The sequence below is a fragment of the Vibrio mediterranei genome (genome assembly GCF_013364395.1).
Taxonomy (GTDB): domain Bacteria; phylum Pseudomonadota; class Gammaproteobacteria; order Enterobacterales; family Vibrionaceae; genus Vibrio; species Vibrio mediterranei.
Genome location: NZ_JABXGK010000008.1, coordinates 1,131,559 through 1,152,366, shown reverse-complemented (window position 1 = coordinate 1,152,366; position 20,808 = coordinate 1,131,559). Strand labels below are relative to the sequence as shown.

22 protein-coding genes are annotated in these 20,808 nt (G+C 43.4%); 12 read left to right on the top strand and 10 right to left on the bottom strand.

Annotated elements, in window-relative coordinates; all coding sequences use genetic code 11:
- The first annotated feature begins 1 nt into the window (after position 1).
- Together HOP38_RS22255 and HOP38_RS22250 are read left to right on the top strand one after the other, a co-directional pair.
- Positions 2-1,498, top strand: a complete 1,497-nt coding sequence (locus tag HOP38_RS22255; RefSeq protein WP_124942192.1) for a CoA-acylating methylmalonate-semialdehyde dehydrogenase — start codon at positions 2-4, stop codon at positions 1,496-1,498.
- A gap of 7 nt (positions 1,499-1,505) precedes the next feature.
- Positions 1,506-2,246: a type 1 glutamine amidotransferase gene (locus tag HOP38_RS22250; protein ID WP_038227038.1), complete on the top strand. Its 741-nt coding sequence runs from the start codon at positions 1,506-1,508 to the stop codon at positions 2,244-2,246.
- Between the two features lie 194 nt (positions 2,247-2,440).
- Here HOP38_RS22250 and HOP38_RS22245 read toward each other — a convergent pair whose 3' ends face one another.
- Positions 2,441-2,800, bottom strand: coding sequence for a glutaredoxin family protein (locus HOP38_RS22245; RefSeq protein WP_088878657.1), 360 nt, complete (start codon positions 2,798-2,800; stop codon positions 2,441-2,443).
- 107 nt (positions 2,801-2,907) lie between these two features.
- Complete coding sequence (norR, locus tag HOP38_RS22240; RefSeq protein WP_006069556.1) at positions 2,908-4,491, bottom strand: nitric oxide reductase transcriptional regulator NorR; 1,584 nt, start codon at positions 4,489-4,491, stop codon at positions 2,908-2,910.
- A gap of 302 nt (positions 4,492-4,793) precedes the next feature.
- Between norR and hmpA the strand changes: the two genes are divergently transcribed.
- Positions 4,794-5,993: an NO-inducible flavohemoprotein gene (gene hmpA, locus HOP38_RS22235; protein ID WP_198559012.1), complete on the top strand. Its 1,200-nt coding sequence runs from the start codon at positions 4,794-4,796 to the stop codon at positions 5,991-5,993.
- Between the two features lie 27 nt (positions 5,994-6,020).
- Here hmpA and HOP38_RS22230 read toward each other — a convergent pair whose 3' ends face one another.
- The 4 genes from HOP38_RS22230 to HOP38_RS22215 all read right to left on the bottom strand — a co-directional run bounded on the left by HOP38_RS22230 (position 6,021) and on the right by HOP38_RS22215 (position 9,047).
- Positions 6,021-6,560, bottom strand: coding sequence for a hypothetical protein (locus HOP38_RS22230; protein WP_198559011.1), 540 nt, complete (start codon positions 6,558-6,560; stop codon positions 6,021-6,023).
- Positions 6,557-7,093: a YaeQ family protein gene (locus tag HOP38_RS22225; protein WP_006069559.1), complete on the bottom strand. Its 537-nt coding sequence runs from the start codon at positions 7,091-7,093 to the stop codon at positions 6,557-6,559. The genes HOP38_RS22230 and HOP38_RS22225 overlap by 4 nt, the downstream gene beginning before the upstream one ends.
- 144 nt (positions 7,094-7,237) lie before the next feature.
- Positions 7,238-7,447, bottom strand: a complete 210-nt coding sequence (locus HOP38_RS22220) for a cold-shock protein (RefSeq protein ID WP_006069560.1) — start codon at positions 7,445-7,447, stop codon at positions 7,238-7,240.
- Between the two features lie 436 nt (positions 7,448-7,883).
- The gene (locus HOP38_RS22215) at positions 7,884-9,047 is read right to left on the bottom strand and encodes a threonine/serine exporter family protein (RefSeq protein WP_198559010.1); all 1,164 of its coding nucleotides are present in this window, start codon (positions 9,045-9,047) and stop codon (positions 7,884-7,886) included.
- Positions 9,048-9,298: 251 nt separating this feature from the next.
- On the opposite strand from HOP38_RS22215, the gene hpaC reads away from it, so the two are divergent.
- Positions 9,299-9,805 (top strand): 4-hydroxyphenylacetate 3-monooxygenase, reductase component, encoded by a 507-nt coding sequence (gene hpaC, locus HOP38_RS22210; protein WP_006069562.1) that lies wholly within the window; start codon positions 9,299-9,301, stop codon positions 9,803-9,805.
- Between the two features lie 50 nt (positions 9,806-9,855).
- On the opposite strand, the gene hpaR is transcribed toward hpaC, so the two are convergent.
- The 4 genes from hpaR to HOP38_RS22190 all read right to left on the bottom strand — a co-directional run bounded on the left by hpaR (position 9,856) and on the right by HOP38_RS22190 (position 13,296).
- Complete coding sequence (gene hpaR / locus HOP38_RS22205) at positions 9,856-10,293, bottom strand: homoprotocatechuate degradation operon regulator HpaR (protein WP_006069563.1); 438 nt, start codon at positions 10,291-10,293, stop codon at positions 9,856-9,858.
- Positions 10,294-10,438: 145 nt separating this feature from the next.
- Positions 10,439-11,737: a TRAP transporter large permease gene (locus HOP38_RS22200; protein ID WP_124942190.1), complete on the bottom strand. Its 1,299-nt coding sequence runs from the start codon at positions 11,735-11,737 to the stop codon at positions 10,439-10,441.
- Positions 11,738-12,265 carry a TRAP transporter small permease gene (locus HOP38_RS22195; protein ID WP_006069565.1) on the bottom strand — a complete coding sequence of 176 codons (528 nt, stop codon included), beginning with the start codon at positions 12,263-12,265 and terminating at the stop codon, positions 11,738-11,740.
- Between the two features lie 5 nt (positions 12,266-12,270).
- Positions 12,271-13,296, bottom strand: coding sequence for a TRAP transporter substrate-binding protein (locus HOP38_RS22190; RefSeq protein WP_006069566.1), 1,026 nt, complete (start codon positions 13,294-13,296; stop codon positions 12,271-12,273).
- Between the two features lie 500 nt (positions 13,297-13,796).
- Between HOP38_RS22190 and hpaH the strand changes: the two genes are divergently transcribed.
- The 8 genes from hpaH to hpaD all read left to right on the top strand — a co-directional run bounded on the left by hpaH (position 13,797) and on the right by hpaD (position 20,800).
- Positions 13,797-14,600, top strand: coding sequence for a 2-oxo-hept-4-ene-1,7-dioate hydratase (gene hpaH / locus HOP38_RS22185; protein ID WP_006069567.1), 804 nt, complete (start codon positions 13,797-13,799; stop codon positions 14,598-14,600).
- 11 nt (positions 14,601-14,611) lie between these two features.
- Complete coding sequence (hpaI, locus tag HOP38_RS22180) at positions 14,612-15,412, top strand: 4-hydroxy-2-oxoheptanedioate aldolase (protein ID WP_198559009.1); 801 nt, start codon at positions 14,612-14,614, stop codon at positions 15,410-15,412.
- 12 nt (positions 15,413-15,424) lie between these two features.
- Positions 15,425-16,072: a fumarylacetoacetate hydrolase family protein gene (locus tag HOP38_RS22175; RefSeq protein ID WP_198559008.1), complete on the top strand. Its 648-nt coding sequence runs from the start codon at positions 15,425-15,427 to the stop codon at positions 16,070-16,072.
- Positions 16,073-16,840, top strand: a complete 768-nt coding sequence (locus HOP38_RS22170) for a fumarylacetoacetate hydrolase family protein (protein ID WP_171390963.1) — start codon at positions 16,073-16,075, stop codon at positions 16,838-16,840.
- Between the two features lie 26 nt (positions 16,841-16,866).
- Positions 16,867-18,390, top strand: coding sequence for a 5-carboxymethyl-2-hydroxymuconate semialdehyde dehydrogenase (gene hpaE, locus HOP38_RS22165; RefSeq protein WP_006069571.1), 1,524 nt, complete (start codon positions 16,867-16,869; stop codon positions 18,388-18,390).
- 91 nt (positions 18,391-18,481) lie between these two features.
- The gene (locus tag HOP38_RS22160) at positions 18,482-18,877 is read left to right on the top strand and encodes a 5-carboxymethyl-2-hydroxymuconate Delta-isomerase (protein WP_198559007.1); all 396 of its coding nucleotides are present in this window, start codon (positions 18,482-18,484) and stop codon (positions 18,875-18,877) included.
- Positions 18,878-18,896: 19 nt separating this feature from the next.
- Positions 18,897-19,865, top strand: a complete 969-nt coding sequence (locus tag HOP38_RS22155) for an AEC family transporter (RefSeq protein WP_006069573.1) — start codon at positions 18,897-18,899, stop codon at positions 19,863-19,865.
- Positions 19,866-19,942: 77 nt separating this feature from the next.
- Positions 19,943-20,800, top strand: a complete 858-nt coding sequence (hpaD, locus tag HOP38_RS22150; RefSeq protein WP_198559006.1) for a 3,4-dihydroxyphenylacetate 2,3-dioxygenase — start codon at positions 19,943-19,945, stop codon at positions 20,798-20,800.
- The last annotated feature ends 8 nt before the right edge of the window (positions 20,801-20,808 follow it).

Here is a 20,808-nt window from a genome sequence, read left to right as displayed (position 1 = left end):
TATGTCAGTTTTGGTATCTAATTTTATCAACGGCCGAATGGTAGAGAGCCACAGCGGAAGAAACGCAGACTTGTTTAACCCAGCAAATGGTGAGTTGCGAGGGCAAGTTCAGCTATCAAGTGCTAGTGAAGCGCTAGAAGCTGTGGCTGTAGCGAAACAGGCGCAAGAAGCTTGGCAAGCAACACCACCACTGCAACGTGCTCGAGTCATGTTCAGATTCAAAGCTTTGCTTGAAGAGAACGCGGATGAGCTCGCTACGTTAATTTCTACCGAGCATGGCAAAGTACACAGTGATGCATTAGGAGAATTGACACGTGGATTAGAAGTGGTTGAGTTTTCTTGTGGTATCCCACATCTGCTAAAAGGTGAACATTCACTTAATGTTGGACGCGAGATAGACAGCTATTCTTTAATGCAGCCAGTTGGTGTCTGCGTTGGTATTACACCATTTAACTTCCCTGTGATGGTACCGCTATGGATGATCCCAGTAGCGCTTGCCTGCGGAAACAGCTTTATCCTTAAACCATCTGAAAAAGATCCGAGTGCATCTTTGAAGCTGGCTGAGTTATTGAAACAAGCAGGTCTTCCTGATGGCGTTTTTAATGTTGTCCAAGGTGATAAAGAAGTGGTTGATGCGCTTCTTGAGTCACCAGACGTTGCAGCCGTGAGTTTCGTAGGTTCAACGCCGATCGCCGAAGCTATCTACAGCAAAGGAAGTGCAAATGGCAAACGAGTTCAAGCGTTAGGCGGAGCTAAGAACCACTTAGTTGTTATGCCTGATGCAGACCTTGAAGGGGCGACAAATGCTATTATGGGAGCGGCATATGGTGCGGCGGGAGAGCGTTGTATGGCTATCTCCGTGGCGGTTGCTGTCGGTGATGAAACTGCCGATCGATTAGTGGCACAGCTGAAACAAAAAGTGGAAGCACTGCGCGTAGGCCCAGGGCTGGGAGTATCGCCTGAAAACGAAATGGGTCCATTGGTGAGCGAGCCTCACATGAACAAGGTAACGGAATACATTCAAAGTGGTGTTGATCAAGGCGCAACGCTTGTAGTGGACGGGCGTGGCATCAATACCTCTGCTCCTGGTTACTTTGTCGGCGGGACGTTATTTGACAATGTTACTCCAGACATGACCATTTATAACGAAGAGATTTTTGGTCCCGTTTTGTCGGTAGTACGTGCCAAAGATTATCAAGAAGCACTGCAACTTATTAATGAGCACGAATTCGGTAATGGTACTGCAATTTTCACTCGTGATGGTGATACCGCGCGCGACTTCTCAGAAAAAGTAGAAATCGGTATGGTAGGGGTGAACGTGCCAATTCCAGTGCCAATGGCATTTCATAGCTTTGGTGGTTGGAAGCGCTCAATCTTTGGACCTCTCAATGTTCATGGCAATGATGGCGTGCGCTTCTATACTCGTATGAAGACGGTTACTGCTCGCTGGCCTAAAGGGCAAAGAGAAAGTGAATTTGTAATGCCAACAATGAAGTAGGTGATAAATGAAGATAGGGATATTAACGTGCGGCCATGTGGACTCGCCACTATCAGATGACCATGGTCAATACGCAGACATGATTGAGGCCTCTCTCTATGAGGTCAACAATGAGTTCACTTTTCAGAACTACGATGCGACAAAAGGAGAGTTACCTCATCATGATGAATGCCATGGGTTTATAATCACAGGTAGTGTACACAATGCTTACGATAATCATCCCTGGATTCTCAAACTCATAGACTGGATAACGCGCTGTGAAGCTCGTCGACGTCCACTAGTAGGCATCTGTTTTGGACATCAGATTATTGCGAGAGCTCTCGGCGGCAAGGTGCAAAAATCGGAAAAAGGGTGGGGACTTGGCAGCTATGAAGTTCAAATTACCGCTCAGAAGAAATGGATGAATCTGTCTGTAGACTCTGCGCGACTATTAGTGAGTCATCAAGACCAAGTGATTATTGTTCCTGGCGGCGTGAAAGTTATTGCTACTAATGATTTTTGTCCTAACTTTATGCTTGTGAAAGATAATCATATATTCACAGTCCAAGGACATCCTGAGTTTAGCTCCAGCTTCACAGAAAAATTGGTGGAGAAGCGTAAGCATCTCCTAACGCCTCAGCATTATGACCAAGCGTTTATTGAAATAAACAAAGCACAAGACTCTGCGTTAATACTGCATTGGATTGATAATTTCTTTGTAATGGCGCAGCAAGGTAAATATGCTGAAAACTTGCAACAAGCCGTGTAGCGGCAATTAGGAAACAAAAAAAGAGCTCATAATGAGCTCTTTTTTAGGTAAGTTATAAAAAATAGTTTTAGACTCTGCCGCTGAAGCAACCGTCACCCCTTCGCAGGCGAGGAGCTACTTACCACTCGCTTCAAGTCCTGAACATTCTTACCTTAACTACTAAACGTACTGTGAAATAACGGTTTCCATAACGCCTAAGCAAACTCTTTTTGCAGATAAGAAACTATGTCGGAAGACTCATACATCCATTTCTCTTCACCACCTTGAGTGATCTTCAGACAAGGTACTTTTACTTTACCGCCACCCGCTAGCAGTTCGTCGCGCGCAACTGAGTCATTTTTAGCATCTTTCAATGCAATGTTGACTGATTGACGTTTCATTTCTCTACGTACTTTCACACAAAAGGGACACGCTTCAAATTGATAGAGCTGCATAGTTTGCGCTTTTTGATCGGCTTGTTGCTGTGCTTCAGGCGTGCGTTTAACGCCACGCGGAGAGAAAACGAAATTTAATAGCAGTATGATTTTACCAAGAATAATACGGATGAACTTCATAAATAACCTGTTGAGCAGTCTTGTTGTTTTTAGAAAATTATAATGACGGTATGCGAGACATACCGTCGAATATTAACATCTTATTTACGATTCTGGTACGGTTAACATTAACTGCGAGAAAGGGTATGGCTTTTGGTCACACTAATTCCCAACCGTTTCGATAAGCGAATCAAGTTAGCTCGATCAGTTTTAAGGACTCTGCTTGCTTTAGCCCAGTTATACTCGCATTCAATTAAGGCATTGGATATCAAGCTTCTTTGATATTCTTCGGTGGACTCTCGAATGCCTTTCGAGTGGTCAATCATTGGAGCGCTTGTTTTACTTTGCTTGGTCGGAGTGATGCGGCTTTCATCGTCAAAATGACCACAGTCGTCAATGCTTACGGTGACCACCTTCTTATCAAACAGCCTTGCTTTCGCCTTCAGAGCTGCTCGGTTAATAACATGTTCTAGCTCTCGAACATTACCGGGCCATGAATAGCGGTTCAAATGAGATACGACATTTGGACTTAGCTTGATTTGGTTAATGCCAAGCTTACGTCGAGCTTGCTCCAGAAAGAAGCCTGCCAGTAACTCTATATCGCCGTTTCTTTCACGCAATGGCGGTACAGAAATTGGGTAAACACTGAGTCGGTGATAAAGGTCTGCGCGGAACTTACCTTGTTCAACTTCTTCCTTGAGTTCACGGTTGGTTGCGGCGAGGACTCTAACATTGATCTTTTGAATTTCATCCTTACCAACGGGTTGTATTTCGTTATTCTGTAATGCTCGTAAAAGCTTACTCTGTGCTGCAAGTGGGAGCTCGCCAATTTCATCCAAAAATAGTGTCCCGCCATCGGCTAGCGCAAACTTACCCATGCGATTTTTATCTGCACCCGTGAACGCCCCTTTTACATGACCAAATAGCTCACTCTCGATGAGGTTTTCAGGAATTGCAGCACAGTTAACATAGACTAATGGATTCTGTCGGCGAGTTGATTGGTAATGTAGATTACGTGCCACCAACTCTTTACCAACACCGGTCTCACCATGAATTAAGATATTAAAATCTGATGGCGCGACAATTTCGATATCGGATTTCAACACGCGCATTAACTCGCTATCACCGATCATATCGCTGCCATCTCGTTCCCAAGCTTCGACGTTGAGTTCTTCAAGCAGCTGTTTGGATTGTTTGGCTTGGTATTCCAACTGAGAAAAAGTTAGTGCCATTTTTAATGTGGATGCAGCAATGGCAGACAATACTTCTAGGCTGCGCGTTGGAATGTGGTCAAAAGCATTAGTCCCTAGGCTATCGAGGGTGAGGGCTCCCAACATCTTGTCGCCAAAAATCAAAGGCAAACCCATACAAGAGTGCATTGGAAGATCGCCATGGTGGTCAATGAGCAAGCCGTCAAATGGGTCAGGCAACTCAGAATCGGCGTCAAAGATAACCGGAGATGTGGATGCGCAAATCTGAGCGAATCTTGGATGTTCACTAATAACGAACCTGCGCCCTAGAGTATCGCGGCCTAAGCCCTGCATCGCGAGAGGAACAAGCGTATCACCTTGAAGTGATAACAAGGCAACACAGTCACACATGATGGTTTTTCTGATGGTATTGATAAGCGAATCGAAGCGTTCTTGGTCGTTATTGCTGCTGGCTAGGCCAATAGTCAGCTCCATTAAGTTGGAAGGGGAAATGTCTTGCATAGGAGATTACAACTTATGGTAATGAGTATGCTAGGCATTATAGAGTCATATTGACCTAAATTAAAGCAGTCATTTTGACTGATATTTAATAGTTAACTCTTGAATAAGTGAGAGTTTTTAAGGATTTCAAAATTGGCACGCTCTGTGCTTTGTAGGTATTCGTTGAAAAACAAATAAGTGTGATTCTCAACTCGCACTATACCCGAGAGAAATATCTCAAGGGATACAACTAAAACTATAAAAAACAATATGAGACAGTCGAAGTTCGTACTGTAAAAGTCTAAGCCTTCTAGGGAGCGTATATGCTAAATAACAACCATATCGAAATCATCAAGAGCACAATTCCATTACTTGAGTCTGCAGGCCCTGCTTTAACTCAGCATTTCTATCAAAGAATGTTCTCTCACAACCCTGAGCTGAAGGACATCTTCAACATGACGCACCAAAAGACAGGGCGTCAAAGTGTTGCTCTATTCGAAGCTGTTGCTGCGTATGCTAAAAATATTGAAAACTTAGCGGCGCTTACTACAGCCGTTGAACGTATCGCGCACAAACATACTAGTTTTAATATCAAAGCAGAACACTATCAAATCGTTGGTCACCACCTCATTGAGACCTTAAGAGAGCTGGCGCCAGATGCGTTTACCAAAGAAGTTGAAGAAGCTTGGACTGAAGCTTACCTATTCTTAGCGCAAATCTTTATTGATCGTGAGGAAGAGCTATACCAGTTACGTGAAAAGGCGACCGGTGGATGGCGCGGTACTCGCCGATTTGTGGTAACTGATAAAAAGCCTGAATCTGAGTTGGTTATGAGTTTTGTCCTTACTCCAGAAGATGGCGGCAAAGTCCTTGATTATGAAGTAGGGCAGTACCTAGGTGTACAGGTCACACCTTCAAAAGGTGAGAATGTAGAAATTCGCCAGTATTCACTTTCCCAAGCTCCAAATGGTGAAAATTACCGAATTTCTGTCAAGAAGGAAGGTAATAACAGCGACCAGTTAGGTTTGGTATCTCACTATTTGCATGATGAAGTGGAAGTGGGTGCGGTGATCGAAATACTGCCTCCTGCAGGGGACTTCTTCTACAAAGAAGTTAATAAGCCGGTCGTTCTGATTTCTGCAGGTGTTGGCTGTACGCCAATGCAAGCAATGCTTCAACAGTTGGCAAAGGATGGCAAGTCCGATCCTGTTACCTATTTGCATGCCTGTGAAAACGAACAGCAACATTCTTTCATTGACGAGGTAGATACCATCGTATCAGCAAAAGGTTGGAACCATAGAGTGTGGTATCGTGAACCACTCAATGTAGAGGGTATCAATAATTCGAGCACAGGTTTAATGGATCTAGCACAAATCAAAGATTCTCTTCCAACGAACTTTGGGCACTTCTATACCTGCGGCCCAGTAGTCTTTATGGACCATGTTGTGAAGCAACTTGAATCGATTGGCGTTGAGCGAGACAGAATTCACTACGAGGTATTCGGACCTCACGCCAATCTTTAATCGCCACTAAAGAGCTGATTCAGCTCGCTAGTTGAACCATTTCTCAAACCACCGTTTCCATCCAGAAGACGGTGGTTTGTTTGCTTCAAATTCTCGAAAACCAAGATAATAGCTTTGGTTAAAGTCGGTACGTAGAGCATCAGCGCTTTGATCGAGCAATCCACTGATTGCGTTACTGGTTTGTGTTGCGTGGTCATTGGCCAAACTATAATCCATACCAAGATAGCCTTGAATATATAGCCATATATGCGTGACGAGTTGCAACTCTTCCAGCACCGGTAGCCGAAAAGCCTTCGCATGTTTCTCTTCAAGCTGTTGATCGAATATGGATTTCATTTCAGAGATTTGCTCTATATGAGATTTGACTGAGGAAAGAGCTTCAATGTTTAACTTAGTGAAAAGGCCAAGAAGCAGGTGAGTTGGGCTAGATTCTGGCTTGTTCTCTTGAGCTGTTGCATACAGCAAGTTTTCTCGTTCACACAAATTATCTAGTGCTTCAGACTGAACATTGACAATTTGAATTTGATTAACCTTAATACTGTTGAGCGCTTCCCTCAATTCGATCATTTGTCTTGCAACTCCTCAATCGTCACTTCTGCTGATCCAGTCTCTGCGTCAACAAATAATGAGGTTCCGGTAATCATGACTGAGAGATCCATTGTGCGAGTGACTAGCGAAGAGAGGGCTTCAATCGAGTCATTATTGAAACGATAAACACTGGCATCGAGGTAACCGAATTTACCTTGGTTTTGCTGCCACCATACGTCGCTTTTAGTGTTGAAGCTGTAAACTTTGGTCTTTTTAGCCAAACGTGTCGCTTTTTTGACGCGCTCAACGTCAGGCTCGCCGATATCAATCCACAGTAAGGTTTGATCGTCGAGAGATTTTTCCCAGATATCAGGCTCTTCAATCGTCGATAGTCCCTTTGTGAACTGCAGATCAGGAGAGGCATTGAGACAAAAAGCCATGAGCCTTGCCATCATTCGTTGATGGTTTTCAGAAGGGTGCAGTGCTACGGTCAGATTAAAAGAGTCATAATAATCTCGATTCATATCCGTCAACGCTACGCGAAACTTATATATGGTTGGTTTTAGTGCCATGGGAGTGTCTAATTCGTAGAATAGTGATGTCTATAGTACGCTTATGGGCGCAAAAGGGTATAAACAATAGAGAGAATGTGCTTCAAGTGATATAAAAATAGCCAGCTTAGCTGGCTATTTATCAAAGGTATTGCTTACTGGCAGTTATACCAAAGTAATCTCTTCAGCTTGAGGACCTTTTTGGCCTTGTGTCACTTTGAATGCCACTTTTTGACCTTCAGCTAGAGTACGGAAACCGTCCGCTTTGATGTTGCTGAAGTGAGCGAACACGTCAGGACCATTTTCTTGTTGAATGAAGCCAAAGCCTTTAGTTTCGTTGAACCACTTAACTGTACCAGTAACTGTGTTAGACATATCTATATCCTAAATTTTACTATCTTTTGTTTCTTGTTTGCCAAATCCGGCAGCTATAGCGTGGAAAAGTAAATTGCTATTGCGTACAACGCGTCGGGGGAATTCCGAGAATTCAACGAATGCCTTTTGTAAACAATGGAACTATTTTTCTAGCCAGTCATGAATATAAGGTAGTTCTTACTTAAGTCAAAGATAGTTACTTGGAAAGTTGCTGAATATTTGAAGTTCAGCTCGTTTTTAAGTGTCAATTACATGACATTTCAAACAAACGAGCTTATTTTTATGATCTAAGTCAATACAAGGGCTTCTGGTATAACTCTTTGATATAAAACATTATTTCGATTAGTGAATTAATAGTTTTGTAAAGATTTTGCAAACAATTCTATTATTATGAATCCCATTAGAGTTCTATAAAATAATCTTCTTATTAAGTATTTTATCGCTCAATCTTTGGTGAGTAGATCGAATATGCGGTTATTTGTCCGGCTACAATAGCAGAGAACATAAATAATGCGGATAAACCGATGTTTGGTATCGGAAGAATCGATTGTTCAAACACTGATTGACTTGCACTAACGAGAACGCGGCTACCAGGAACAAGAATAATAATGCCTTGAACAATATAAATTGAGCCTGTTAGATCCAAGCGTTTCGCTACCCATGTACCGTATAACGTTATCAATACAGTGGTGACCCAAGTACCGACGATCCAGCCGCTATCAAAGCCTAAATAAAATGGCCCCCACATACCTAATACAGCAACGGGAAGACCCAACAAAATATCCTTAGGTCTAGCGTTGAAAATCACACCGATTGAGGTAGAGATAAGGAGTAATCCAAAGCAATGAAGCCAGAGTGGTACCTCATTGGTATAAGAGAGTGATTCTGTTTGCCCCCATAAAGCTTCACCAATATTCAAGCCCATTATCACACCAATGAACAGTTTGATGAGGGTAAGGGCACTCTGTCCTAATAGGGCAGTACCTGAAACGAGATCATTGAACGCCAAACACTCCAAAGAGTTAGCAATGGATAGGCCAGGCACAAATAGTACCACCGATGCAATACATAGCGCCCAAATAGGAATGGTCGCACCTGTACTTGCAATGAAGGCAACCAACACGCCTGTCAATAACGCAGATACAAACTCAACAGCAATGGAGTTGCGACCTTTATAAATAAGTTGGCATATCCAAACCATCAAACCCAATAAGATGGAGAAGCCAATCGCTTCAAGCGTACTTCCTACCAGCATAAGATAGGCTGGTGGAATCCCCATATTGGCTAGGGCAACCACCCATTTAGGGTAACCAACGGGCTCAGGAAGCGCTTCGTTACTTGGTTGGTTGATACGGATAATAGTATTAGCGAGCAAACTGAGGTTAATGGATGCTGGCTTTAAACGCTTCATTACTACCGTATTGTTTTTGTCCGGAAACTGATAGTTGATAGCGGTAGGTGTTGCTTGAACCATTACATCAAGTCCGTGCTTTTGAGCATAGTATTGCGCGTACTTTTCCACTTTATATGGAGCACAACCACTTCGATGAAGTGTGTCGCCAATTTCTACGATTTTTCTGATGGTTTGTGGAGAAGGCATAGTTCCGTCTAATCAATTAAAAGCACTCGATTTAATGGCGTAAAGGTAACAGAGCTTAATAGAATTATCGAGAGTGAATATTCGAAATATTGTCAATTCTATGCAGTTTTATAATCACTGGACTGCGAAAAGTGCAAGCGATTGCGTGAACCGTCTATGTTCGGTACGAGCAAGGTGCTCCACAATGATGATACATAACAAGGAGTGCTAATAAATGCACCAATTTAAAGTCATCAAATAAGGAAGATACCATGTCTCTACAACAAGAATTTCGTAATGCTATGTCTAAGTTGGCTGCGGCGGTCAACATTGTCACTACCGGCGGTGAGGCTGGAACCGTTGGCATTACCGCGACAGCAGTTTGCTCGGTGACTGACTCACCGGCAACTGTATTGGTCTGCGTCAATCGCTCGAGTGCTTCAAATGAGATCTTCAAAGCAAATGGTCGTATGTGTGTGAATACATGTGCGAGTGAACACCAAGAAATGTCCATGCACTTCGCTGGGATGACTGGATTGGAAATGGAAGAGCGTTTTGCGTTAGAAGGGTGGAACCTAAATCAATATCAAGTTCCAGTGTTAAAAGGAGCATTAACGACACTGGAAGGGCGTATTAGTGATATGAAAGAAATGGGTACGCATACAGTGCTGTTCTTAGAGGTTGAAGCAATTACGACTCAGGATAAGGACGCACTCATGTACTTCGACCGCCAATTTAAACATCTGCAAGCTGACGTCAAAGTAGCGGAAGTGGCCTAATTGCCATAGTTAGAGTTCTAAACTTGAAAACACCCGCCTAAGCGGGTGTTTTAGTGCTTGCTATCAATAAGTTCGTTGAGCAAATTGGAAAGTTGTGAGTACTTCTCTTCACCCATCCGTTGTTTAAGTGATACATATTGCTCTTCGATGCGAGGTCGAAGCGTCTCAACCAGCGCAACGGCTTTATTGGTCAAATGGATGTATGATTTACGACCATCATGTTCGCATTTTTTCTTTTCAACGTAACCAAGCTTCTCTAGCCTATTAATGATGCCAGTCAGACTTGGGCTTAGAATACAAGATTCGCGGGAGAGTGTAGTAAAGTCAATTTCCCCTTTCGTATCCAATACACGCATGACACGCCATTGCTGTTCCGTTATGTCATTGCTGGCTAAAACTGGGCGAAAGTATTCCATTGCGATGTCTCTGGCCCGAATAAGTTGTAGCGGGAGAGAATCTTCGTATTTAGTCACTAAGTTAACCTTCATAATTTCCTTACTCGTAATAAACCATATATCAGAAACGAGGCGAAGTCATCCTATTGATATATGGTGAGTTATTTGTCAGCTAATACATGTAGATACATTGCTCTAAACGAAAAAGAGCTTTCCTCTACGGAAAGCTCTTTCATAGTTAATACAACATGTTCGGTAAAAACAGAACAATTGCCGGAACCAAAACAATAACTGCTAAGCGAACCATGTCGGCTACCCAAAACGGAAACACCCCTTTAAAGATGGTCCCGGTATTGATGTCCTTAATAATCCCAGACAGCACAAAAACATTTAGCCCGACTGGTGGTGTGATTAAGCTGATCTCTGTTACGACAACGACCACAATGCCAAACCAGATAGGGTCAAAACCAAGTTCTACCACTACAGGGAAGAAGATTGGTACGGTGAGTAGCATCATTGACATACTTTCAAATACGCAACCCAAGATAATGTATATCAATAGAATCAGCCCCAACGCCATCATCGGTGTAACGTTGGCTGCTTGAATCATTTCAACCAATGCGGTAGGTAAACCGGCTCGGTTGATGAAATTGGATAGAATCAGCGCACAGATGACCACGGCGAACAAAGAGGCAGAAGTTTTTGCTGTGTCGACAAGAATATCTCGCATGACCTGATAATTCAGTTTACGACGATACGCAGCAAGGGCAAACGCTCCAGTAGCACCTATACCAGCAGCTTCAGTTGGCGTGAACGCACCGACGTATATGCCTCCCATGACTAGTACAAAAAGAAGTAGTGTCGATAGAATCCCTTTTAAGGCAACAAATCGTCCTTTCCAGTTAACGCGTTCTCCGGGAGGCGCGCTGTCTGGCGATCGAAAGACTACCCATTGAACGGCTGCGAGATAAAGACCAATACCAAGTAGGCCTGGTAGGAAGCCTGCGGCAAATAACTCTCGTATACTGCTCTCGGTTAATAGACCGTAGATAACGAGCATGACGCTTGGAGGAATCAAAATTCCAAGTGTTCCGCCAGCAGCAATCGAGGCCGCGGCCAAACCGTCTGAATATCCATATTTTCTCATTGGCGGCATGGCGACTTTAGACATGGTGGCAGACGTCGCTAAGCTTGAGCCGCAAATCGCTGAAAACCCACCACAAGCCAAAATGGTCGACATGGATAAGCCACCTTTTTTGTGGCCGACAAACGCATTGCACGCTCGGTATAGTTCATTGGATAGCCCTGCTTTGGTGACAAAGTTACCCATCAAGATAAATAGTGGTATGACGGAAAGACTGTAATCTTGTCCGGTGTCGATAATGCGTCTTGCTGCCATCGACATTGCCGCGTTCCAGTTGTAATCGTTGATGTACCAAAAGCCAATAAAGCCAACAACTCCCATTGCAAAAGCAAGTGGCAAGCGAAGAAATACCATGATGATAAGGGCTGTAAAGCCAATAATGGACTCTATCATTTAAGCCTCCTTGCTCGTTGTGTTTATCGTATTTTTTGCTGGTTTACTATTAAATAGACCCTTGGCATAAAGCAATGCGTTAAGGCCTGTTAATGCTCCGCCTACAAAGCCAGTAATCGATATCAAATACGTGACGTATCCCAGTGGCATCTCGAGTATTTCTGTTACCTCTTCGTAATCCAACGAGCGACCGGCTAACTTCCAGTTCATCATGGCTACAAGTATTAAAGAACATGAGCAAATGAGGTTGATCACCACCTGTCTTAGGCCTATCCATTTTTCAGGAAAGTAGTTATCCAGAAGGTCGACACAAATATTCTCTTCATTCCAAGAGACAAGAGGAAACGCCATAAAAACCATAACTGCGAGCAATACTTCAATAAGCTCAGTCGAACCCATCACAGGAGCGTTAAAGAAATATCGACCAGTCACATCAACAAACGTAATCAACATCATGAGCAGTAAGCTGATGGCAGCGAGAGCTTCAAGCCCTCGCTGTATGGTCTTAGCAATACTAAAACCATTCATAATTACTACAATCCTTGTTCAAGTTGTTGATAGAAGTAGTCGTAAGCCGCGTGGCCATCAACTTTGCGTTTCTCCGCAACCTTGTACCAGTTGGAAACTAATGGCTCACTCGATTTCTTGAGTTCAGCGATCATTTCTGGGGAGGCTGGAGTGAAAGTATGGCCGCCTTCCAAAGCAGTGGTATAAGCGGAATTGTCCACGTCATCCCACATTTTGCCAAATAAGCGCGATAGCTTCTCACCCGATACATTCTTAATTGCTTCTTGGTCCTCTTTAGATAGGTCATGCAACGTGTCGAGATTCATGACGATTGCAAAACTACCGCGGTACAGACCACCAGGAATCACTAAAGTGTTATCTGCGACTTCTGCTAGTCGGAACGAGCTCAATGCTTCTACAGGTTGATAAGCGCCCTCGACGACACCTTGCGAGATCGACTCGTAGACTTTGGTGGTGGGAATAAAGACAGGTGTTACCTTCATATCTTTAGCAACGGATGAAATAACACCACCGCCGACACGAATCTTTTTGCCTTGGAGAGACTCTAGTGATTTGACTGGATTTTTGGTGATGAGTTGTCCAGGTCCATGTACGCTTAGCGCCATTACTTCAACGCCACGATGTTCACGACCTTTTTTCAGATACTTCTCGTATGTACGCCAATAAGCCTGAGACATTAACTCTGAGCTAGTACCTTCAGAAAAAGTTGGAATTTCAGGAAGTTGAGTTAACTGAAAACGACCTGCTTTATGTCCATGGAAGATCCAAGTTACATCACCGATACCATCAGTAACTACATCTATCTGTGTTTGAGGTGGTGCAAGATCATACTCGATTTTAATACCAACCCGACCATCTGTAGCTTCTTCGATCCATTGACCCCAAGTTGGCCAAACCACTTTGTTGATACCATGGTTTGGGGAGCCCCAAGTGCTTATTTTAATTATTTTTTCTGGTTCTGCGTGTACAGAGAAAGAACTTAATAAAAGTAGAGCAGTACTAGTAATGGTGGCGACTTTGTTTACTCGCATAACGTATTTCCTTTCGTTTCACGGTTTATTTATTGCTCTGTTCCTGCTTGAGCATTGCCCACTTAGTGAGTCGTTGTTTGAATACTTAATATATTAACTACTTTTATCAGAATGCGAATCTGTTGTGTTAATTAAATGTAGGCAAAATGCTTAATATGTTAACTAGATCAATGAATCAAAAATTAATCACAGGTTTATAAAAAGAACTAAGTGATAAAAACCTCATTTCACTTCTTCTGTTGGCACAATAGTGTGATGTTAATCAATTTTACAATGTAAATGGATTACAGTCTCATGGTCTATAAAACGAGAATATATCAAATAATATATAAATATCAGTGTCTTATGTGGTTCATTTGGGTTTCTGGACTTTATTTAATATATTAACTAAAGTACTTAACATGTTAATTAAATCGGCGAGTGTGTCGCTCGGTTTGCAAAGGCCAGTTGATAATTAAAAGGTCGAAATAGAAGTCAGTACTGAAACGAAAGGAAGTCGAATGTTAACAGAAGAGCAAATTCAAGTAGCTGCGGAACGCCTTTATAAAGCAGAGAAGAATAGAGAGCAAATTACCGCCCTTACGCTTGATTACCCAGAAATGTCGATGGAAGACGCATACAAAATTCAAAGTCGATGGGTAGATAGGAAGAAAAGAGAGGGTGCAAAAGTCAAAGGTTACAAAATTGGCCTTACGTCTCGAGCGATGCAAATGGCAGTCAGCATTGATCAACCGGATTATGGCGTACTGCTCGACGACATGTTTTTTTCAGACGGCTCACAGATACCTGTTGGCGACTTTCTCGATCCTCGTATTGAGGTTGAGCTTGCCTTCGTACTAAAAGAAAAACTAGAAGGTGACAATGTCACTATTTTTGATGTGCTTAATGCTACCGACTATGTGGTTCCAGCATTGGAGCTGATAGCTGCTCGTTGTCACCGAACTGATCCCGAAACTGGTTATACGCGAAAAGTTTACGACACAATCGCGGATAACGCGGCTAACGGAGGAATCATTATCGGTGGAAGGCCAATTAAACCTACAGAATTAGACCTTCGTTGGGCAGGCGCCATGCTTTACCTCAACGGACAAATTGAAGAAACCGGGTTGGCAGCTGGCGTATTAGGGCATCCTGCGAATGGTATATGTTGGGTATGCAAACGCTTTGCACCGCATGGTGTTTCATTAGAGCCTGGACAGGTCATTTTAGCGGGTTCTTTCACTCGTCCCGTAGCAGTGAAAGAGGGAGATACGATTCACGCGGACTTTGGTCCATTAGGCGGAATCTCGGTCAAATTTGTTTAAGGATAATTGAGATGCTTGAAAACAAATTTAAACAATCTTTAAAAGGCCATGATCCATTGTGGGGGTTATGGTTGGGGTTACCTGATACGAGTTGTGCAGAGATCTGTGGAAGCGCTGGGTTCGATTGGGTACTCATTGATGGTGAGCATGCTTCGTTTGATCTAACGGGTATTAAGCATCACCTACAAGCTCTGGCGGCTCACAGTGCTTCACCAATTGTCAGAGCTGAAGACAGTAATCCAACACTAATCAAAAGGTTGCTCGATATTGGCGCACAAACGGTTTTAGTACCGATGGTTAATGATGCAAACGAAGCCGAGCAAGTGGTTAAGTCAGCACTTTATCCGCCACTTGGTCACCGTGGTATTGGCAGTGCTCTAGCAAGAGCGTCCCAGTGGAATAGAGTTCCTCAATATCTACACCGAGCGAATGAGCAGATCTGTATTTTGGTGCAAGTCGAAACCAAGCAAGCTATTGACAATATTGAAGCAATTGCAGCGGTGGAAGGTATTGACGGCATATTTATCGGACCTTCGGACTTGTCGGGCTCAATGGGGCATATCGGTAACCCGTCTCACCCAGAAGTTGTTGCAGCAATTGACCACGCGATAGAGGTCATTCAACACGCCGGTAAAGCAACGGGGATACTGTCATTAAACCCTCAGCAAGCACGCGAATATGCAGCGAGAGGCGTTAAGTTCATAGGTGCTGGTGTTGATACGTTGTTGCTCCGACTTGGTGCGGAACAACTTGCTTACAAGCTTAACCATGTAGATGACATTGAAACGCCAGTCATTGATAACGTTTATTAAGCAGGAAATATGATGAAAACAAAACTACAAGGAAAAGTGGTGTGTGTGGCTCTCAATGACCAACAGCAATTGGATAAGATGACGATTGAGTTTGAACAAGCACCCTATAAGGCTCTACCCACTGAACCAGTATTGTACTTCAAACCCCACAATACTTGGAATAATGACAATAGTCCCATTGATTGGCCAAACCAAGATAAAGCGTTGGTTGTTGGAGCGAGTCTTGCGGTTATTATCGGGCAGCAATGCTGTCGAGTCGCCGTGCAAAATGCCGAAGAGTATATTGGCGGCTTCGCGTTGCTGCATGACTTTTCCCTCCCAGAGAAAAGCTACTACCGCCCAGATATTAAAGGAAAATGTTTAGACAATTCCACAACCTTGTCTGCGCCAGTATCAGCTTCTGACATACCGAACCTTAGAGAGCTTGAGCTGACGACGTCTGTGAATGGCTCTGTTAAACGTTACTTTCCAATAAGTCGTCAACACCGCTCGATTGAGACACTTATCAGCAAAATTTCCCACATCATGACCTTAGAAAAAGGAGACGTAATTGCTGTTGGATTTGCTGGTGAGCGCGTGGAGTTGCAACCTTATGACCAAGTGAGTTCAAGCTTAGGTGATGTACTTCGCCTTGAAAATATTGTTACAGGAGGTGAGTAAATGAGACGGGCAAGAATAGATTATCAAGGGCAAACGCTAAACGTAACGGTGAATGATGATTTATCTGTAACGAAGCAATCTGGCGAAAAAATAGCAAAGGATACGTTTAAGTGGCTGGTACCAATAGAGAATCCAGGAACCATTTTTGCGCTGGGTCTTAATTATGCCGATCACGCTTCAGAGCTTGCTTTTGAACCACCCAAAGAGCCACTGGTTTTCCTTAAAGGTCAAAATACATTAACAGCACACGGTCAACCTTCTTACCGCCCTGATGATATCGAGTTTATGCATTATGAATGTGAGCTTGTTGCTGTGATTGGCAAGGAAGCACGAAACGTGAAGCGTCAAGATGCTTTGCAATACGTCTCGGGTTTGACGGTATGTAACGACTACGCCATCCGTGACTATTTAGAGAATTACTACCGTCCAAATCTACGAGTAAAAAGCCGAGACTCTCTTTGTCCGATTGGACCTTGGATAGTGGATATTGATGATATTGGAGATATCAACAACCTGACGTTGGAAACTCGTGTTAATGGTGAAGTCACTCAGCAAGGTACGACGGCGGATATGATTTTCGACATTCCATTTCTTATTGAATATCTAAGCCAATTTATGACTCTTAAACCCGGAGACCTAATTGCGACGGGCACACCTAAAGGTCTGAAAGACATTCAACCGGGTGATGTAGTGACGTGCGAAATCGCAGAGGTGGGTACGCTTGAAAACCCAGTGTTATCTGAGCAGGCATTCTACGAACAACGATAAATTCAAAAGGATAAAGGAATTACATCATGGCTCAACAACTCGACTTAAATTTGACTAAAGCAGAACAATATCTCACTAAATACAGGGAACGCACTTTAGGTCACTATATTGGCGGTGAATGGACACTTGGAAGCGAAGGGGAAACATTTGAGAATCTCTCGCCAACGAACAACGAACCCTTGGGGTTGGTGGTTAAAGGCTCTGAAGAAGATGTAAATCAAGCGTGTTTAGCAGCACAGAAAGCGTTTACTGAGTGGGCCGATTTACCTGGTGCTCAACGTAAGAAGATACTTCATTGTTTAGCGGATAAAATAGAAGAGCGTGCTGAAGAAATTGCGCTTGTTGAATCTATGGATTGTGGGCAGCCATTACGATTTATGAAACAAGCTGCGATTCGTGGTGCTGCCAATTTCCGTTTCTTTGCTGACAAATCACCGGAAGCTAAAAACGGTCTATCACTTCATCAAGATGACCATACAAACTATACCGTTAGGACACCAATTGGGCCAGTGGGCGTGATTACGCCTTGGAATACTCCGTTTATGCTTTCTACTTGGAAGATTGCACCAGCGTTAGCCGCGGGCTGTACCGTTGTGCATAAGCCAGCCGAGTTTAGTCCTTTGACGGCAGCCATTCTTGCAGAGTGTGCCGAAGAAGCGGGGTTGCCGGCCGGAGTGTGGAACATGGTGAATGGTTTCGGTGAAGTTGCTGGCAAAGCGCTGACCGAGCACAAAGCCATAAAAGCAGTCGCGTTTGTTGGTGAGACAGTCACTGGTTCCATGATCCAAGCGCAAGGCGCGCCGACATTAAAACGAGTTCACTTTGAACTAGGCGGTAAAAACCCAGTGATCGTGTTTAATGATGCGGACTTTGAACGTGCACTGGATGCGGTGGTTTTCATGATATACAGCCTAAATGGGCAGCGCTGCACAAGTTCCAGTCGATTGCTAATTCAAAAAGGAATCAAACCTAAATTTATCGAAGCGTTAAAGGCACGTGTGGAAAATATTCAGGTAGGACATCCGTTAGACCCAGAAACAGAAGTAGGGCCGCTAGTTCATCAGTCGCACTACAACAAAGTGCTTAGCTATATGGATGCTGCAAAAGAGGATGGAGCGACGATAGCAGTTGGTGGTCGAGCTATCAAGGAGTTAGGTAACGGTAACTACCTTACGCCAACGTTGTTTACTGAAGCCGATAATACTATGCGTATTGCCAAAGAAGAGATTTTCGGTCCAGTGCTTACTTGCATCGAATTTGAATCCGAGGAACAGGCGATTGAGATAGCGAACGATACGGATTACGGGTTGTCGGGATACATTTGGACATCCAATACGGGTCGAGCCATGCGATTGGCGAGTAAGGTGGAAGCGGGCATGATTTGGGTGAATTCAGAAAACAACCGCAATCTACCATCGCCTTTTGGAGGAGTAAAAATGTCTGGGATTGGGCGAGACGGGGGAGATTGGAGCTTTGACTTCTACATGGAAACTAAAAATATCTGTATTGCTCATGATACACACAACGTTCCGACGTTAGGAAAACGCTAGGTCATTTGACCATTCAGTATTCGTTAAAAGTAATGGCAATTGCGCAGGCTCGTTTCAGCGATTGTAGCGAGCCTATTTTAAGGAGATGAAAATGCCGCATTTCATAATGGAGTTCTCACCAAACATAGAGAAGGATGTAGACATACCGGAATTAATGAAAGTTATCCATCGAGAAGCCATTGCTACGGGTGTTTTTCCTAAGGGTGGAATTCGAACCCGTGCGGTCAAAAGTGATTACTATCTTATCGCGGATGAGGACCCAGAAAATAGGTTTGTCCACCTAACGGCAAAAGTCGGTACGGGCAGAGACCTAGATGTTAGAAGAAAAGCTGCTGAACAAATTTTCGAGGTATTTTCAGCGTATTTAAAGCCAGTATTCGAACAGCAATACTTAAGTATTGGCTTTGAGATGATAGAACTGCATCCAGAGCTAAATTTTAAGAAAAATAATATTCATCAGAAGCTTACTAGTCAGTCTCAGACTTGAAAGTGGAAGGAGAAGACTCGTGATAGCTATCGAACATCTCCAATATGTAGTGATGACTATTCTCCCGGTATTTCTTGTTATTGGCCTGGGTTACCTTGCTTCTAAGAATAGAATCATACCGGAAAATGGTCATAAAGCGTTGGCAGCGTTTGTTTTTAACTTCGGATTGCCAGCCGCTATTTTCAGTGCATTAAGTACTAAGCCTCTGGAAGAGGTATGGAATGTGGCTTATGTAATGGTGTACACCGTTGGTTCGCTTTTAGCTTTTACGTTTGTTGCTGTTCTTTGTATTTTTGCGCTAAAAAAAACGGTCACAGAAAGTATTGTTTTGGGATTGGGAAGCAGCTTTTCCAACAGTTTGTTGATCGGTTTCCCTGTTATTTACTTCCTGTTCGGTACCTCTGCATTAGTACCATTTTCTCTGACCTTAGTTGTTGAGAATTTAATTATGTTGCCGCTTTTGTTAGCTCTTGCAGATATGTCTAACTCGAACAAATCTACTCGTTTTCTTAAGAAGCTATCAGATACAGGGAGAAGCCTTTTAAAGAATCCGATCGTATTGTCTATTTTGCTCGGGATGTTGGTCTCTGGACTGAACATCAATACACCAGAAATGGCTGAACGGATGGTCGAGATGCTCGCCAATACTGTTACAGGTGTTGCGCTGTTTACGATTGGCGGCGGCTTGGTTGGTGTGCGAGTCAATGGCATGAAAAAGGAGATAGGGACAGTAGTATTTGGAAAACTAGTCATTCATCCTCTGCTTCTGCTGGTGATGATTGTCCTTTGGTTCGATCTCGATCCTACGATGAGTGCAGTCGCTGTCATTTTGGCGAGTATGCCAATGTTTGGTGTCTATGCCGTAATTGGGCAGAGATACAACATGGGAGGGTTGTGTTCGGCGGTTCTACTACCTACCACCATTATAGCGATGGCAACGGTCAGTGTAGTGACGACCAGTGTCATTACGATCTTCAGTTTGTATTAGTTTTATATTCAATAACCTATCAACCAATAATGGAGCTTCTTGCCACAGAGCGAAGCCTTATTCAAAAGGAACCGAAAATGGGAAAATTATGTGTTGCCGCCAAAATTACTCACGTGCCTACCATGATCATGTCAGAGCAACCAGGCAGATTACATGGTTGTCGTAAATCAGCGATAGATGGGCATAAACAAATTGCTCAGATGGCTAAAGATCTTGATGTGGATACAGTGGTGGTTCTGGATACACACTGGCTGGTAAATGCTGGATATCATATTAACTCGCGAGATAGATTCTCGGGAAACTATACCAGTAACGAGTTCCCTCATTTTATCCAAAACCTAGAATACCAATATTACGGTAATACTGATTTAGGCGATAAAATCGCAGAGTGCGCGACTGAAAAAGGCGTGTTTACTTTGTCTCATCAAGTTGAATCATTAGACCTAGAGTACGGCACGCTAGTGCCAATGCGTTATATGAATGAAGACTGTCAGTTTAAAGTGGTCTCAATTGCTGCGTGGTGTACGGTGCATGATATTGAGTCTTCACGCAAACTCGGAGAAGCCATCCGTGAAGCGATAGAAGAAAGTAGCAGTCGAGTGATGTTACTAGCCTCTGGCTCGCTATCACACAGAATATGGAATAATGAGGAGTATGAAGCCAACAACGGCACGTTCACTATCTCAAAGGAGTTTAACCGCCAAGTAGACTTGCGCGTACTGGAACTCTGGGCTCAGCGTGATTACGGCACTTTCCTCGAGATGCTTCCTGATTATGCAAAGCTTTGTTCAGGTGAAGGGGGAATGCATGACACTGCTATGCTATTTGGCGCTCTGGGATGGGATAAGTATGAAGGTAGAAGTGAAGTAATAACAGAATACTTCCCTAGCTCTGGCACAGGGCAAGTTAACGTAGTATTTGAAGTGACTGACTAGGAGAGCAC